This is a genomic window from Agromyces archimandritae, from assembly GCF_018024495.1.
GTDB classification, from domain to species: domain Bacteria; phylum Actinomycetota; class Actinomycetes; order Actinomycetales; family Microbacteriaceae; genus Agromyces; species Agromyces archimandritae.
On record NZ_CP071696.1, the window covers coordinates 76418 to 91952 of the forward strand.

19 protein-coding genes are annotated in these 15535 nt (G+C 70.7%); 9 read left to right on the plus strand and 10 right to left on the minus strand.

Annotated elements, in window-relative coordinates; genetic code table 11:
- The first annotated feature begins 78 nt into the window (after positions 1-78).
- From G127AT_RS00400 to G127AT_RS00410, 3 genes are all read left to right on the plus strand, one after another.
- On the plus strand, positions 79-2433 hold the full coding sequence (locus G127AT_RS00400; RefSeq protein ID WP_210898723.1) for an ATP-binding cassette domain-containing protein: 2355 nt from the start codon (positions 79-81) through the stop codon (positions 2431-2433).
- 66 nt (positions 2434-2499) lie between these two features.
- A complete protein-coding gene (locus G127AT_RS00405) occupies positions 2500-2934 on the plus strand; it encodes a GNAT family N-acetyltransferase (protein WP_244857641.1) in 435 nt (144 codons plus the stop codon).
- 154 nt (positions 2935-3088) lie between these two features.
- Positions 3089-3577 (plus strand): NUDIX domain-containing protein, encoded by a 489-nt coding sequence (locus tag G127AT_RS00410; protein ID WP_210898725.1) that lies wholly within the window; start codon positions 3089-3091, stop codon positions 3575-3577.
- A gap of 312 nt (positions 3578-3889) precedes the next feature.
- On the opposite strand, the gene G127AT_RS00415 is transcribed toward G127AT_RS00410, so the two are convergent.
- Positions 3890-4363 carry an NUDIX domain-containing protein gene (locus G127AT_RS00415; RefSeq protein ID WP_244857642.1) on the minus strand — a complete coding sequence of 158 codons (474 nt, stop codon included), beginning with the start codon at positions 4361-4363 and terminating at the stop codon, positions 3890-3892.
- Between the two features lie 95 nt (positions 4364-4458).
- Here G127AT_RS00415 and G127AT_RS00420 point away from each other — a divergent pair, with 95 nt between their 5' ends.
- A complete protein-coding gene (locus tag G127AT_RS00420) occupies positions 4459-5364 on the plus strand; it encodes an ABC transporter ATP-binding protein (RefSeq protein ID WP_210898726.1) in 906 nt (301 codons plus the stop codon).
- Positions 5361-6950, plus strand: a complete 1590-nt coding sequence (locus G127AT_RS00425) for an ABC transporter permease (protein WP_210898728.1) — start codon at positions 5361-5363, stop codon at positions 6948-6950. Before G127AT_RS00420 ends, G127AT_RS00425 begins: the two co-directional genes overlap by 4 nt.
- Positions 6951-7331: 381 nt before the next feature.
- Here the strand turns inward: G127AT_RS00425 and G127AT_RS00430 are convergent, their stop codons facing one another.
- Positions 7332-7508 (minus strand): hypothetical protein, encoded by a 177-nt coding sequence (locus tag G127AT_RS00430; RefSeq protein ID WP_210898730.1) that lies wholly within the window; start codon positions 7506-7508, stop codon positions 7332-7334.
- Between the two features lie 411 nt (positions 7509-7919).
- On the opposite strand from G127AT_RS00430, the gene G127AT_RS00435 reads away from it, so the two are divergent.
- The 3 genes from G127AT_RS00435 to G127AT_RS00445 are packed head-to-tail and all read left to right on the plus strand — an operon-like array spanning position 7920 to position 10630.
- Positions 7920-8645 (plus strand): alpha/beta fold hydrolase, encoded by a 726-nt coding sequence (locus G127AT_RS00435; RefSeq protein WP_210898731.1) that lies wholly within the window; start codon positions 7920-7922, stop codon positions 8643-8645.
- A 33-nt stretch (positions 8646-8678) separates the two neighbouring features.
- On the plus strand, positions 8679-9071 hold the full coding sequence (locus G127AT_RS00440; RefSeq protein ID WP_210898735.1) for a VOC family protein: 393 nt from the start codon (positions 8679-8681) through the stop codon (positions 9069-9071).
- A gap of 53 nt (positions 9072-9124) precedes the next feature.
- A complete protein-coding gene (locus G127AT_RS00445) occupies positions 9125-10630 on the plus strand; it encodes a DUF222 domain-containing protein (protein ID WP_210898743.1) in 1506 nt (501 codons plus the stop codon).
- 30 nt (positions 10631-10660) lie between these two features.
- On the opposite strand, the gene G127AT_RS00450 is transcribed toward G127AT_RS00445, so the two are convergent.
- Together G127AT_RS00450 and G127AT_RS00455 are read right to left on the minus strand one after the other, a co-directional pair.
- Positions 10661-11272 (minus strand): GrpB family protein, encoded by a 612-nt coding sequence (locus tag G127AT_RS00450; RefSeq protein ID WP_210898745.1) that lies wholly within the window; start codon positions 11270-11272, stop codon positions 10661-10663.
- A 51-nt stretch (positions 11273-11323) separates the two neighbouring features.
- Complete coding sequence (locus tag G127AT_RS00455; RefSeq protein WP_210898747.1) at positions 11324-11764, minus strand: NUDIX hydrolase; 441 nt, start codon at positions 11762-11764, stop codon at positions 11324-11326.
- Positions 11765-11913: 149 nt separating this feature from the next.
- On the opposite strand from G127AT_RS00455, the gene G127AT_RS00460 reads away from it, so the two are divergent.
- The gene (locus tag G127AT_RS00460; protein ID WP_210898748.1) at positions 11914-12168 is read left to right on the plus strand and encodes a hypothetical protein; all 255 of its coding nucleotides are present in this window, start codon (positions 11914-11916) and stop codon (positions 12166-12168) included.
- On the opposite strand, the gene G127AT_RS00465 is transcribed toward G127AT_RS00460, so the two are convergent.
- The 6 genes from G127AT_RS00465 to dhaL all read right to left on the minus strand — a co-directional run bounded on the left by G127AT_RS00465 (position 12169) and on the right by dhaL (position 15525).
- Complete coding sequence (locus G127AT_RS00465) at positions 12169-12396, minus strand: sulfurtransferase TusA family protein (protein ID WP_210898750.1); 228 nt, start codon at positions 12394-12396, stop codon at positions 12169-12171. It abuts the gene before it with no gap.
- Between the two features lie 109 nt (positions 12397-12505).
- The gene (locus G127AT_RS00470) at positions 12506-13579 is read right to left on the minus strand and encodes a YeeE/YedE family protein (protein ID WP_210898752.1); all 1074 of its coding nucleotides are present in this window, start codon (positions 13577-13579) and stop codon (positions 12506-12508) included.
- Between the two features lie 157 nt (positions 13580-13736).
- Complete coding sequence (locus G127AT_RS00475) at positions 13737-14066, minus strand: hypothetical protein (RefSeq protein ID WP_210898755.1); 330 nt, start codon at positions 14064-14066, stop codon at positions 13737-13739.
- A 54-nt stretch (positions 14067-14120) separates the two neighbouring features.
- On the minus strand, positions 14121-14360 hold the full coding sequence (locus G127AT_RS15945; RefSeq protein ID WP_244857643.1) for an HPr family phosphocarrier protein: 240 nt from the start codon (positions 14358-14360) through the stop codon (positions 14121-14123).
- Positions 14348-14881, minus strand: coding sequence for a dihydroxyacetone kinase phosphoryl donor subunit DhaM (dhaM, locus tag G127AT_RS15950; protein ID WP_244857644.1), 534 nt, complete (start codon positions 14879-14881; stop codon positions 14348-14350). Before dhaM ends, G127AT_RS15945 begins: the two co-directional genes overlap by 13 nt.
- The gene (gene dhaL, locus G127AT_RS00485; RefSeq protein ID WP_210898757.1) at positions 14878-15525 is read right to left on the minus strand and encodes a dihydroxyacetone kinase subunit DhaL; all 648 of its coding nucleotides are present in this window, start codon (positions 15523-15525) and stop codon (positions 14878-14880) included. The genes dhaM and dhaL overlap by 4 nt, the downstream gene beginning before the upstream one ends.
- Between the last annotated feature and the right edge of the window lie 10 nt (positions 15526-15535).

The window sequence follows — 15535 nt, forward strand, 5'->3', positions numbered from 1 at the left end:
TGGGGGCGCCGAACCGGCCGGGCGCCCCGCGGCATCCACACCCGAACCCGAACCCGAACCCCGAGAATCGGAGCCACGATGAGCACCCCGCACGCCGCCGACGCCCACGAGCTGATCCGGGTGCGCGGCGCCCGCGAGAACAATCTGAAGAACGTCGACGCGGATCTGCCGAAGCGGCGGCTGACGGTGTTCACGGGGGTGTCGGGGTCGGGCAAGAGTTCGCTCGTGTTCGACACGATCGCCGCCGAGTCGCGCCGCCTCATCGACGAGACCTACAGCGCGTTCGTGCAGGGGTTCATGCCGTCGGTGCCGCGGCCCGACGTCGACGTGCTCGAGGGGCTGACGACGGCGATCATCGTCGACCAGGAGCGGCTGGGGGCGAATCCGCGGTCGACGGTCGGCACCGTCACGGATGCGAACGCAATGCTGCGCATCCTGTTCTCGAAGCTCGGGGAGCCCTACATCGGCGGGCCGACGGCGTTCTCGTTCAACATCCCGACCCAGAAGGCGAGCGGGGTGATGACGGGCCCGAAGGGCGAGAAGAAGATCGTGAAGGATGCGATCTACCTCGGCGGCATGTGCCCGCGCTGCGAGGGGCGGGGCACGGTCTCCGAACTCGACCTCGCGCAGATCGTCGACGAGTCGAAGTCGCTCGAGGAGGGCGCGATCATGGTGCCCGGGTACACGGCCGACGGCTGGATGGTGAAGGGCTTCTCGGCATCCGGCTTCTACCCGGCCGACCGGCCGATCGCCTCGTTCACCGAGAAGCAGCGGCACATGTTCCTGTACGGCGAGGTCACGAAGGTCAAGATCTCCGGCATCAACATGACGTACGAGGGGCTCATCCCGAAGATCACGAAGGCGATGCTCTCGAAGGATCCGGCGGCGTTGCAGCCGCACATCCGCGCCTTCGTCGAACGCGTCGCGACCTTCGCGACGTGCCCCGAATGCGACGGCACCCGTCTCACCGAGGGCGCGCGTTCGTCGAAGATCGGCGGCGTCGGCATCGCGGACGCCTGCCGCATGCAGGTCACGGATCTCGCCGAGTGGATCCACACCCTCGACCGGCCCGAAGCCGGCCCGCTGCTGGCGGCCCTCGGTGCGAATCTCGACGCCTTCGTCACGCTCGGCCTCGGGTACCTCTCGCTGGAACGCCCGTCGGGCACCCTGTCGGGCGGGGAGGCGCAGCGCATCAAGATGCTCCGCCATCTCGGCTCCTCGCTCACCGACGTCACCTACGTCTTCGACGAGCCGACGATCGGCCTGCACCCGCACGACATCCAGCGCATGAACACGCTGCTCGAACAGCTGCGCGACAAGGGCAATACGGTCCTCGTCGTCGAGCACAAGCCCGAGACGATCGAGATCGCCGACCATGTCGTGGATCTCGGACCGGGCGCCGGGCAGGGCGGCGGGGAGATCACCTTCGAGGGCACCGTCGAGGGGCTGCGGAAGAGCGACACGCTCACGGGGCGTCACCTCGGGGACCGTGCCCGGCTCAAGGAGACGCTGCGCGAGCCGACCGGCGCGATCGAGGTGCGCGGGGCGTCGGCGCACAATCTGCAGGATGTGGATGTCGACATCCCGCTCGGGGTGCTGACGGTCGTCACGGGGGTCGCCGGCTCGGGCAAGAGCTCCCTCATCCACGGGTCGGTCGCCCCGCGCGAGGGTGTCGTGGCGATCGATCAGGGGGCGATCAAGGGGTCGCGGCGCAGCAACCCGGCGACGTACACGGGCCTGCTGGAGCCGATCCGCAAGGCGTTCGCGAAGGCGAACGGGGTGAAGCCGGCCCTGTTCAGCGCGAATTCCGAGGGCGCGTGCCCGACGTGCAAGGGTTCGGGGGTGATCGTCACCGAGCTCGGTTTCATGGACACGATCGAGACGCCGTGCGAGGACTGCGGCGGCAAACGGTTCCAGGCGGCGGTGCTGGAGTACAAGCTGGCCGGCCTCGATATCACGGAGGTGCTCGAGTTGCCGGTGGCCCGTGCGCGCGGGTTCTTCTCCGAGGGCGAGGCGAGCATCCCGGCGGCTGCGGAGATCCTCGGCAGGCTGGAGGACGTCGGGCTCGGCTATCTCACGCTCGGGCAGCCGCTTTCGACCCTGTCGGGCGGTGAACGTCAGCGCCTGAAGCTCGCGATCGCGATGGGGGAGGACGGGGAGGTGTACGTGCTCGACGAGCCCACGACGGGCCTGCACCTGGCGGATGTCGAGCACCTTCTCGGGCTTCTGGATCGCCTGGTGGACGCGGGAAAATCGGTGATCGTCATCGAGCACCACCAGGCCGTGATGGCCCACGCCGACCGGATCATCGACCTCGGGCCCGGCGCCGGCCACGACGGCGGCCGGGTCGTGTTCGAGGGCACCCCGGCCGAGCTCGTGGATGCCGCGTCCACCCTCACCGGGCAGCACCTGGCGGAGTACGTGCGGGGGTGAGGGCCTGCAGCGGCCCGGTCGGGTCGCTCGTTCGACGTCGATCCGGCTCGGGGTAGCCTCGGTGACGTGGCCGATACTCCTCGAATCGAGACACTCGACGTACTCACCGACGCCGACGCCGCAGCGATCGAGCATCTGCTCGGGCAGCTGTCTTCATCGGCCGTCTACGATCGGGCCCGGATCGAGCTGATGCTCCGCCACGATGCGACCGAGCTGCTGGTGTCACGTCTGAACGGGCGGATCGTGGGGATGGCGACCCTGGTTTCGTTTCCGCTGCCCACGGGGCTCCGCGGATTCGTCGAGGATGTGGTCTCGCACGAATCGGTTCGCGGACAGGGCGTCGGGCGAGGCCTGCTGACGGCGATGATCGATATCGCCGTGGCACGCGGCTTCCGCTCGTTGGAGCTGACATCGCGGCCGTCCCGCGAGGCGGCGCTGCGACTCTACGAGTCGGTCGGTTTCGTCCGCAGGGACACCAACGTGCTGCGATTCACCCCCTGACCAGCTCTTGAAATTTCCTGATCAGAGCACTTTTTATCGATCTAGCGCTTTTAAGCATCGCGGAGCGACGGCTCCACGGCTCAGATCGGCGCTGAACGCGGGGGAGAGGTGGATGCGGGCCGGCGACGGGCCGCGGAGCCGACATGATGGGTGGATGCCGATCGATCGCTCGTACATCCGCGTCAAAGCCATGCTGATCGCCCCGAACGAGGATCGCTCGCATCATCTGGTCAGCGTGAACGCGCCGAGCCGCGAGAATCCGCACGGTTTCCATCGTCTGATCGGCGGCGGCGTCGAACTGGGGGAGACGCACCGGGAGGCCATCGTCCGCGAGATCGACGAGGAGCTCGGCGCGCACATCCACGACCTCGCGCACCTCGGGATCGTCGAGAGCATCTTCCGCTTCGACGGGGGGCTCGGGCACGAGATCGTCGCCCTGTACACGGGACGCCCGGATCCTGCACCCGGACGCGGGGGAGGAACGCTCATCGAGTCGAACGGTACCGTCGTGCCCGTCGTCTGGCGCCCGTTCGACGATGCTCATCTCGACGTGCCGCTCTATCCGTCGGCTGCGAACGACTGGATCCGCCGACTCGCGACTGCGCCGTCGGCGGTTGAGCCTTCACCGGGCGCAGCATTATGACAATACGAGGTTCGCTGCGTTGAGAAGCGACAGGAGCGGCCCGATATTGCCGAACGAATTCTTCGACCACCGGTACCACTGCGAACATCAGGACGTCGCAACCGGCATCCACTGCGACACTCGACGAAGGGCAACGGCGTGACTGCACGAACGCCAAACTGCGCGGTGAAAATGCCTCCGCATCAGCCATTTCCTACTTGGCCGATAATGCGCATTATGTCAATATGAGAAGCGCGGACCCGTGGGTACGACTCCCCTCGGGGGGCGCGGCCCATTCTGCGGCCCCGCCATTTCATCCGCGGACCCCTACGTTCATTCCCCGGCTGCCGGAATCGCATCGGCATCGGCCAGGATGCGTGCGACGTACGGCTGGGTGTCGAGCGCCGCGATCTCGGCCGCGGTGAACCACGCCGCTTCGCGCAGTTCCTCCGCTTCGAGGGCGAAGGCGCCAGGCGCGAGCCGGCACTCGTAGGCCACCGTCACGTAGGCGCAGCGGTCGCCGTTCGGGTAGGTGATCAACATCCCTTCGCCGCCGTATGCGCCGATGATGCGACCGATATCCGCCTCGACACCGAGTTCCTCGCGGATCTCGCGGGCGATCGCGGATGCCGGCTCCTCCCCCGGCTCGAGTCCGCCGCCGATGAGCGCCCACTGCTCGTCGTCCTGGGATCGCGCGAGCAGGATCCGCCCATTCTCGTCGCGGATCACGGCGGAGACGGCGGGGAGCAGCAGCAGGTCGTGACCGATGCGCTCGCGCAGGGAGGTGAGGTACGGCGACATCGGCATGCGCACCAGCGTACGTGGCGATCGCGCCCGCGCGGGCGATCCGTTCTGCCGCTTCCGGGGTCTAGTCTGACCGCAGGCGGGCGAAGGAGGCCGGTATGGATGCGGGCGATGCGGTGATCCGGGTCGAGGGGCTGAAGAAGTCGTACGGCCGGTTCCACGCGTTGAAAGGGCTGGATCTCACGGTCGAACGCGGCCATGTGCACGGCTTCCTCGGTCCGAACGGCGCTGGCAAGTCGACCGCGATCCGAGTGCTGCTCGGCCTCCTCCGAGCGGACGGCGGCACGGCGACGGTGCTCGGCGCCGATCCGTGGAAGGACGTCGTCGAACTGCACCGGCGGCTCGCGTACGTGCCGGGCGACGTCTCCCTCTGGCCGGGCATGACGGGCGGCGAAGCCATCGACCTGCTGGGTTCGCTGCGCGGCGGACTCGACGAGCGGCGCCGGGCCGAACTCGTCGAACGGTTCGAGCTCGACCCCACCAAGCGGGGCCGGCAGTATTCGAAGGGCAATCGTCAGAAGGTCGCCATCGTCGCCGCGCTCTCCTCCGACGTCGAGCTGCTGGTGCTCGACGAGCCGACGAGCGGCCTGGATCCGCTCATGGAGAACGTGTTCCAGGAGGTGATCGGCGAAGCGCAGGCCCGCGGAACCTCGGTGCTGCTCTCCAGTCACATCCTCGCCGAGCTCGAGACTCTCGCCGACCGGCTTTCGATCATCCGCGACGGTCGAATCGTGCAGACCGGCAGCCTGATCGAACTACGCGGGGAGGCCCGAACCGCCGTCCACGCCACGTTCGCGACCCCGCCGGCAGCCGAATCGCTGACGGCGTTCCACGACGTGCATCTCGACGGCGCCCGGCTCACCGCGACCGTCGAGTCGTCCCACATCGGCGAGGCGATGGGCCTGCTGACGCCGCACGGCATCACGTCCCTCACCGTCGAACCGCCTTCACTCGAGTCCCTCTTCCTGCGACTGTATGGCTCCGATGGGGAGCCCGCGGCGTGAGCGCGATCACCGGCGCCCCTCCCCTGTTGCGCGCGACCGTCAGGCACGACGGGCGCCGCTTCGCGCCCTGGATCCTCATTACGGCGGCCCTGTCGACGTCTTCGGTGCTGGTGTACCCGTGGATCTTCCCCAGTGAAGAGGATCGCCTGGCGCTCGCCGCGGCCATCGGCGCGAACCCCGCCCTCGGCCTCATCTTCGGGCCCGCATACGACCTGTCGACGGTCGACGGTTTCAACGCGTGGCGTTCACTCGCGCTCGGCGGCTTCCTCACCGCCCTCGGCGTCGTCTTCCTCGTGACCCGCGCGACCCGCGCGCAGGAGGACTCGGGGCAGGCCGAACTCCTCGCATCCGGCGTCATGGGCCGTGCCGCACGCCTCATGGTCGCGGTGTGGATGGGGCTCGCGCTCTCCGTACTGCTCGGCATCGTCGTCGGCGTCGCGACCGCGCTCTGCGGCGGCGAGTGGATCGCGTCGATGCTGTTGGCGGCGACGATGACGGCGACGGGGTGGATGTTCACGGGCATCGCCGCGATCACCGCCCAGCTCGGCTCGGAGGCCCGCACGGCGAACTCGATCGCGATCGGCACGCTCGGCGTGCTGTACCTGCTGCGCGGGGTCGCGTTCGCCATGGAAGCGCCCGCATGGCTGGTGTGGATCAATCCGCTCGGGTGGATGACCGAGACGCGTCCGGCCGTCGATGACGACTGGTGGCCGCTCCTGCTCGCCGTCGCCCTCACGATCGTGCTGCTCGTCGTCGCCTTCCTGCTGCAGGCCCGGCGGGACTTCGGCGTCGGCGCGATCGCCCCGCGGCCCGGGCCGGCCCGCGGCCGCGACCGTTCGGTCTGGCGGCTGGCGGTCCGCGTGAACCGTGCGCCGCTCATCACCTGGGCGCTCGCGTTCGTCGTGCTCGGTTTCGTCTTCGGATACTTCGCGACCTCCGTGAAGGACCTCCTCGCCGGCGACTCTGGCGTGCAGCAGGTCCTGGCCGCCGGGGCGACATCCGCCGACGACCTCGTCGCGGCGTTCATCGTCACGATCCTCTCCCTCGTCGGCATCCTCGCATCCGTTCCGGGCGTGCAGGTCATGCTGAAGCTGCGCGCCGAGGAGCTGGAGGACCGCCTGGAACCCGTCATCGCCACCGCCGCGACGCGTCCGCGCACCTTCGCGAGCTCCGTCGTCATCGCGCTCCTCGCATCCGCCGTCTCCGTCCTCATCGCCGGCACGCTCATCGCCGCCCTGGCCGCTGCCGCCGACATCGGCGTCTCGTTCGGCGACACCCTGCTGCAGGCCGTGGTGACGGTTCCGGCGGTGTGGACGGTGGTGGCGCTCGCCGTCTTCGTCGTCGGCGCCCGGCCCCTCGTGAGCCTCGCCGCCTGGGCGGGGGTGTTGATCTCCTTCGCGCTCACCATCCTCGGGCCGACGTTCAAGCTCTGGGAGTGGATCCTCGCGATCAGTCCGTTCTGGCACGTCCCCGACGTCGGCGTGGCCGACCCGGACTGGATGGGCCTGGTGTGGATCGGATTGGTCGCCCTGTTCTTCGTCGCCCTCGGCTTCGTCGGCTTCCGCCGCCGCGATCTCGCGCGGTAGCGCAGTGCCGACTGCGTTCCGGGGAGACCACCGACGCACGAGTTCCACCGTGAGTTGAAGCTCGCGAGATTCATGCCCAACGTCCGGTATACGAACTGGTACGCGCGTCTGATGCAGCGCATCCATCACCGGCAGTCGTGCTCCGGAGGGCATGAGCATCCGGAACGTCGAGGTCCCCGGGACCGCCGGCTCGCCGCCGGTGCGGCTGCGCGTGTTCCTCGGCGGGTCGCGCTCCCCCGCACATCGCCGAGATCCTCCGGCTCACGTGGGACACGCCGGGTTTGTGCATCGCGCCTCGACCGGCCCCCGACGGAAGACGCCGGCTTCGTCGATGCGTTGCGGTCGCAGCGTCAGGCGTTCGGTCACCTGCGCACCGCCCCGTCAGTCCCCGTCGCCGGACCCGTCCGCGTCGCCCGCTTCCACCGCGGAGGGTTCGCAGTCCTCCAAGATGACGGCACTCGTGCCGCCGAGCGCATCGCCGGCGCGCAGCTGTGCCGCCTCGAGCGCGCGCTGGATCGTGAGATCCACCTCTTCTTCGACGCCGTTCCCGTTCGACATGGCACACCTCCGAGCGTCACGTTAGCCCGGCGTCGACAGCCTGTCCAGGCTTCAGAGCCCGGCGATGCAGTGATGTCCGGGTGCGACCGGCCGCGCATGAACCCGACGAAGGCGGGCACGTCGCGGGTGAGGATCGACATGTCCGTGTCCTCGTGCTCGCGTCTGAGGCCGGTGGCCGCTTCGACAGCCCAGCCGCCGACGATCCACCACGGCCGCTCGAAGCCCCGCATCTCGTCGGGGGGGGGTGAGCGGCGCCCACGCCCCGTACCGGGAGAGGAATGCATCCTCGTCCGCCTGCTCCTCGCGGTCCTTCGGATCGGCTGCCGTGCGTCCGCACTCGGAGCCCTGCACACCTGCGAGCCTGGCACATCCCGGCTGCGGTCGGCGCACGGCGTGTGGTTCGATGGCCGGGTGCTGCATATCGAACAGACCGGCGACGGCCCGGAAACCGTGGTGCTGCTGCACGGCATGATGGGCTCGGCCGAGGGCTGGTGGCGGGTCGCGTCGCTGCTCGCGGAACGTGGATGCCGGGTGCTGGCCCTCGATCTGCCGGGTCACGGCCGCTCTGGCCCCGACCACGGGCTGACCGTCGAGCGTGCGGCGGATGCCGTCGCGCGCACCCTCGAGGCGGCGTCGGCCATGCGGCCGGCGGTCGCGATGGGCCATTCGTTCGGCGGCACCGTGCTGGCCGCCGCGGCCGGCCGCATCGAGCCCGGGCTCGCGGTCTTCGTCGACCCGCCGTTCACGATCGAGGGCGGGGAGGATCGTGAGCCGGCGCTCGCCGAGTACGCCTCCGGCAGCGCCGCGCGCACCGTCGAGGGGTTGCGCGTCTCGCGCCCGCACTACGGCGAGCGGGATCTCGTGGCGGAGGCGACCGCGGCCGAGCGATTCGACCCGGCGACCGCGGCGGCGCTCGCCGCCGGGCCGGGCGGGACATGGCTGCCGGCCCCGGGGGCGATCGTGCTCCGGGCGGATCCGAGCGCGTTCGTCGATGACGAGCAGGCAGCCGCGCTCGTGCGCCGGGGGGTCGAGGTGCGCAGCATCCCGGGTGCGGCGCATTCGGTCTGGTACAGCCATTTCGACGGATTCGTCGCCGCGTTGCCGGAGGTGTTCGCCCCGGCATCCGCCCGCGCATGAGCAGCGCCCCGGGATCGGCACCAGGATGGACGGGTGAGCGAACCCGGGACCCTGCATCATGTCGAACTGCGCGTGCGCGACCTCGCGGCCGCCGTCGAGGATTGGGGGTGGCTGCTCGGCGAGCTCGGCTACGAACCGTTCCAGGAGTGGCCCGACGGCCGGAGTTGGCGGCTCGGCCCGAGCTACCTCGTCGTCGAGTCCACACCCCTCGGCGGTGGCCACGACCGCCGGATGCCGGGGCTCAGCCACCTCGCGTTCCACGCCGGCACCCGCGCCGAGGTCGACCGCCTCTGGCAGGCTGCACCCGCTCACGGCTGGTCGCAGCTCTACTCCGATCGCCACCCCTTCGCCGGCGGCGAGGAGCACTACGCAGCCTTCCTCGAGAACGCGGAGCGCTTCAAGGTCGAGCTGGTCGCCGAAGGGTGAAGTGGGCATGGTTCATTAGAACATACATTCGAATCTCATGCTAGGATCGAGGCATGTCCCCCACCGATGCCGAGCTCGCCGTCGCAGAGATGCCGTCGCCGTATGCGATGGCGCACGACGATCTCGGAGTGCTGGTGGATGCCGTGGCGCGGTCGCGTCGGATGAAGGCCATGCAGTACTCGATCGAGGTCCTGATGGTGCACACCGCCGTCGCGTTCACGGTGCAGAACGCGGATGCGTTCACGTCACCGACGCTGTCGCCGGAGCGGCGCCACGAAATGGCCCGCCGCACGGTGACGGCCGAACTCGGAACGACGCTTCGGATCGCCGAGCAGACGATGTCGCGTCTCATCGATGAGGCCGAGATGCTCTGCACGGTCCTCCCGGCGACTCTGGCAGCGCTCCGCGACGGGGAGATCGACGAGGCGCACGTTCGCGTCATCGTCTCGGCCACCGTCGACCTCGGCGATGAGCCCGAGACCCTGGCTTCCCTCGACGAGAAGCTCGCAGAACGCGCCCGGGAGCTGAGCCCCGCCCGACTGCGTCGGGTCGCACACCGCCTCCGCGAGGAGACGCGTGCCGAAACCCTCGCCGAACGACACGCGCGCGCTCTGGCCGAACGGCGCGTCGAACTGGAACCCGCCGAAGACGGCATGGCATGGCTCCACCTCTACCTCGAAGCATCCGACGCCCTGCTCATCCACGATCGTCTCAGCGGCATCGCTCGTGCCGACGCCCAGGGCGCCTGCGCCGCGCGCACCGATCTCGAACGCACCGATCTCGAACGTACCGATCTCGAACGTACCGATCTCGAACGTACCGATCTCGAACGTACCGATCTCGAACGCACCGAACTCGAACACACCGGGCGCGCCGAATCCGACGGCACCGACTCCGGCACTGGCACCGACATCGGCATCCGCACGCCGGCGCAGCGACGTGCGGATGCTGCGCGCGACCTGCTCCTCGAGGGCACGACGACCGACGGCGCCGCGGCATCCATCCGGCCGACCGTGCATGTGACCGTCCCAGTGCTCACCCTGCTCGGGCACGATGAAGGGTCGCGCGAGGAACCTGGCGAACTCGACGGATATGGCCCGATCCCCGCCGCGACGGCTCGCCGACTCGCCGCGCACGCGCCGTCGTTCACCCGTCTCCTCACGCACCCGGTGTCCGGTACGGTGCTCGATGTCGATCGCACCGTGTACCGCCCGCCGGCCGATCTCACCGCCTGGCTCCGCGTTCGCGATGAGACATGCCGGTTCCCCGGCTGCAACCGCCGCGCCTCCGGCTGCGACCTCGATCACACCCGCGCCTTCGCGGACGGTGGCACGACCTCTTTCGACAACCTCGCGCACCTCTGCCGCAAGCACCACACGCTCAAGCACGAGAGCACCTGGCGCGTCCGCGCCCACCGCGACGGCGAACTCAGCTGGACGTCGCCGACCGGCCGCATCCACCGCACCACGCCCGCCCGCGCGATGCAGCACCCCGAGGCCTCGGCGCGTGCGGCCGTCTCACCCGGTCATCTCCACGACGACGATCCGCCGCCCTGGTGACCGCGTGGTGACCGTGGTGACCGGCCTTCGCTACTCCGCCCCGCCCACGAGCCCGGCGGCGCGGAACGCCCGACCGTAGATCTCCCGGATCAGGGCTTCCTTGCGGGCGTTGTACTGCATGACCGTTTCACCCCGCTCGGTCGCGGCAGCCGCCGCTTCTCGTTTCAGCTCCGCGTAGCGTTCGCGATCCGCCCGATCGGCCCGCAGGCGGTCTCGGAAGATCCGGTGCCGCCACGGCTCGGGGCGGTCCGGCCCGAAGACGTGCAGGTTCGCGCGCGGCGAGGCCAGTTGCAGACAGCGATGCTCGTGCCACCAGGATTCCCGCACCGTCAGCACGAATCCGGCCTGCTCGAGCGGCGGCAGCCATCCCGCCTCATCGGCGGGATCGGCGACGATCAGATCGAGGTCGATGACGGGTTTCGCCGGCAGGCCCGGCACCGAGGTCGAACCCACATGCTCCAGCTGCAAGGCGCGAGTACCGAGCACGTCCTGCACCATCCCCGTGATCGCCGCGGCCGTCGTCGGCCAACGCTCGTCGGCGGGCACGACCTCGATCGCTTGCACCCGCGGGCGGACCACCCACGGCGACGCCCCCGCCGGCGGCGCGTCCGAGAAGCTCATGATGTCATGGGCCGTCGGCATGCGGTCAGGATACCGGCGGGCACGGCGCCGGACAGCACCGACGCCGCCCCCTCACCCGCGGACGATGAGCTCGACGAGCGACTCCGGGTAGAACGGCTCCGCCGAGGTCCGCAGCTCCTCGATCGACCACCACCGCGATTCGACCATGACCTCGCGCTCCAACTCGGTCCAGCCGTCGTCGACGACGGCGAACGTGCTCGTCCGCACCACGAAGAAATGCTCGTGCTGCCGGTGCAGCACCCCGCCGAAACTGAACTCGATGTCCTGCTCGTACACGGGCCCGGCGAGCTCGGTCGGCACGAGCCCCGTCTCCTCGCGCAGTTCGCGGCGCGCGGCATCCACCGGCGACTCGTCGCCCTCGATCCCGCCGCCGGGTGTGAACCACCATGTGCCCGCCTCGGGTCGGGCCGGGTCGCCGCCGCGGAACAGCAGCACCCGCCCCGCCTCATCGATCACGAGCACACGTGCGGCACGGCGAAGCAGGACATCCACCCCGGAATCCTCGCGCGCATGGCGGGCGCCGGTCAAGGCGCCGGTCGAGACGCGCGGCTCGAGGCGCGCCGAGGACGCGGGCGCCCCGTCACCGCCAGCGGTGGCAGGTTCGAAGGGAGCCCGGGGAACGGCAGCCGGCACGGGGGCGGATGTGGAACTCGGGGTCGCCGACGTCGCCCGGCACGCCGACCGGCTGCCTCTCGACGAGGCCGGCGCGAGCCCGACCGAGCCCGACCGAGGCCGAGGCGGCGGTGCGGATCAACACCGACACCCGCCTCGGCGCCCTGAAGATCTGGCTTCTGATCCTCGCCGGCGTGAGCGCGATCGCGATCCTTCCGGCGACGCGGCTGCCCGCGTACCGGCCGGAGGAGATCCCCGACCCCTCGCCGGAGGATGCCGCCTGATCAGGCCTTCTGCACCGTGATGGTCCAGGATGCGTCGCCGACGCGATCGAAATGGGTCACCGGATAGCCCTGTTCGGCCGCCCAGAGCGGCAGCGATTCGGTCGCCTGCGTGCAGTCGAATCCGATGACGAGTTCGTCGCCGGGCGCGAGTCCGTCCATCGCGGCCTTCGCCTCGACGAGCGGGAACGGGCACACCTGGCCCTCGGTCTCGAGCACCTTCGTGGCCATGCTGATCTCCTTCGTTCGGGGGTGAGGGGGTGGGGATCGGTTCGGGTGCGGATGCCGCGGGGCGCCGACATCGCGCGCACGCCTCGCGGCGGCGCGGCGGCGCGGCGACTCAGCCGACGGTGCTTCGCGCGCCCGGGGCGCCCGCTGCGGCCGCGGCGGCGAGCCTGCGGCCGCCGGTGCGGATGGTGAGTTTCACCGCGATGCCGGCGCCGAGGAGCATGAACGCGGTCGATACCCAGCCCTGGTAGCTGAACTGGGCAGTGGCGACCATGCTGTTGCCGACGGTGCAGCCGCCGGCGATGGCCGCGCCGACGCCCATGAGGGCGCCGCCGGCGATCGACTTCAGGATCGTGGCCGCGTCGGGCACGCGGACCCGGAACTCGTGGGAGGCGAGGGCGGAGAGGAACGAGCCGAGGAGGATCCCGAGCACGAGGAACACGCCCCAGTCGACGAGTTCGACGTCGCCCGTGACGAGGTAGCTCGCGATGTTGGCCGACGGGGTGGTGATGCCGAGGCCGGCGTTCCGGCCGGTCGCCGCCGACAGCGGCCAGGCGATGACGCCGACGACGCCGATGAGGGCGGCGACGAGGAACGGGTTCAGGCGCTTCTCGAAGAGCACGTGCGCGAGGCCCGTGCGGCGTGCCGGCAGGGTCGCGACGGGCGCCTTCAGCCTCCGCCGGTCGCGCACGATCAGCCAGACGGCGACGGCGGCCAGCACGGCGACGAGCACCCAGGGCGACACGTTCAGCGTCTCGTAGACGGTGCCGTCGGGGATCGTGACGCCACGGATGCCGGCGGTGAACTCGGCGAGCGGGCCGGTCTTGGAGATCGCAGCGAACAAGGCGTAGAAGACGAGCGCGAACCAGCTGCCGACGAGCCCCTCGCCGGCACGGTAGTAGGTGCCGGTCGCGCAGCCGCCGGCGAGGATGATCGCGAACCCGAACACGAGCCCGCCGACGATCGATGCGAGCCACGGGAACGGCCCGGTGCCGAGCTGGATGACCCCGGCCGACTGCAGGGCGAACAGCCCGACGGCGTGCACGGCGATGACGACGACGAGGGCCGACAGCATCCGCGTGCTGCCCGACAACCACACGTCGCGGAACGCGCCGGTCACGCAGAACCGCCCGCGCTGGAACAGGTAGCCGAGGATGACGCCGATCACGAGACCGGACACGAGCATGGGGGAACCTCCGTCGCGTAGGACGGCCCCGTTCAGGGGCCGCCCGCCACGCTAGGGGACGGTGGATGCCGCCCGCAGCCGTATGACGCACATGGTCACCGTGCGACGCCGTGTGACGGCGCCGTGCCTGTGGCGGTGCCGACGGGCAGGCTGCTGCTCAGCGCGCCCGCGCCGCCTCGTAGCGTTCGAGGCGGCGGCCGGAGGCGGGCATCCCGAGCTCGTTGAGGGGCCCGACCTCGCTGCGTTCGGCGAGCCGGTCGGGAACGGGGCAGACGAGCACGGAGTCGGAGCTCGTGCGTTGCACGCTGTGCTCGAACATGGGGCGCCCGCAGACGGGGCAGGGCGCGGCGTCGATGGGGCCGCTCCGCCCCTCCCCTTCGGTGATCGGCGGCGGGCCGAACACGGGCTCGAGCGCCCGGTCGATCCGGTCGAAGAATCTGACGAATGCGTTGTGGTCCGCGGCCCGGCCCGCGCTCTGACGTGCCATGTTCGTCACGCTACCGCGGGTCTTCCGCCCGCGCCAGCATTCAGTGACGACCGCTCATGTTTCGCCGAAGCCCGACTCGGTGAGCTCGGCCAGCGCATCCACCGCCGCCCGCCCCTCCGGATCCTCGCTCGCGATCGTGACCTCGGCCCCCTTCGTGAGCCCGAGCGACATGATCCCGAGCAGGCTCTTCGCATCCTTGCCGTTGACGGTCACCTTCGGCGTGAACGTGCTCGCGAGCTTCACGAAGTCCGCGGCGGGCCGCGCGTGCAGGCCGGCCGGGTTCACGAGCCGCACGGTGCGCGAGTATCCCGCAGTGGATGCCCCGGCGCCCTGCCCCCGGCGGTCGCCGCCGCCCCCGAGCCGCCCGCGACCGCGTCCCCGCCGCCGCCGTCCCCGCTGCCTTCGTCCCGGGCCGCGCCCCGCGCCGACTCGGCCGCCGCGAGCACCTCCTCGAGCGGGGCCCCCGACTCCGCGGCGACCGCGCCGGCCACCCCGCCCTCCACGAGCGGAGCGTCCGCGATCCGCACCCGCGCGCGCACCTCGTCGTCGAGGAAGTCGAGCGCCGTCTCCGCTGTGAGGATCGCGGACCCCAGGTCGCAGCACACCACGACGCCGGCGCCGGCGTCCGCCTTCGCGATCCCCGCGCTGACCAGCTCGAAACTCGTGCCGATCCGGCCATCGTCGGTGCCGCCGGCGGCCACCAGTGTCGTGTTCCCGGCCATCTGCCCGGCGAGTTCCACGAGCCCCTCGGCGATCTTCGCCGAGTGCGAGACGAAGACGAGGCCCACCCGGGCCCCGCCGGCAGCGCCGCTCACGATCCGGTCGCCGCTGCGGCGGAATCGGCGGCGGCCCGCAGCAGCAGCGCACTCGACTCGGCGCCCGGGTCGCGATGCCCGACCGCACGCTCACCGAGGTAGCTCGCCCGCCCCTTCCGGGCCACGAGCGGTTCGGTCGCGACCGCACCGCGCTCGGCCGCGTCGGCGGCGGCGTCGAGCACCGTCGCGGCGTCCTCGCCGGCCTCGGCGGCGTCGCGGGCGGCATCCACCGCCGGCGTCCACGCATCCACCATCGTCTTGTCGCCGGGCTCCGCCTTGCCGCGGGCGACGATGCCGTCGCGGGCGGCCGCGAGCACGTCGGCCAGCTCCTCCGGCCCGAGCGAGACCGCCGGGCCCGCCGCCGTCGCCGCACGCAGGTACGCGGTGCCGTACAGCGGGCCCGCCGCACCGCCGACGGTGGAGATGAGGGTCGTCGCCACGAGCTTCAGCACGTCGCCGGGAGTCGACCCCGCCGGCAGGTCGTCGAGCTTCGGCAGCACCGCCTGGAAACCGCGGTCCATGTTCTCGCCGTGGTCTCCGTCGCCGATCGCACGGTCGAGCTCGATGAGCTCCATCCGGTGCTCGGCGATGACCTGCGCGCTCCGACGCACCCAGTCGACGGCCCAGGTGATGTCCAATCCCACCGTTGCCCCT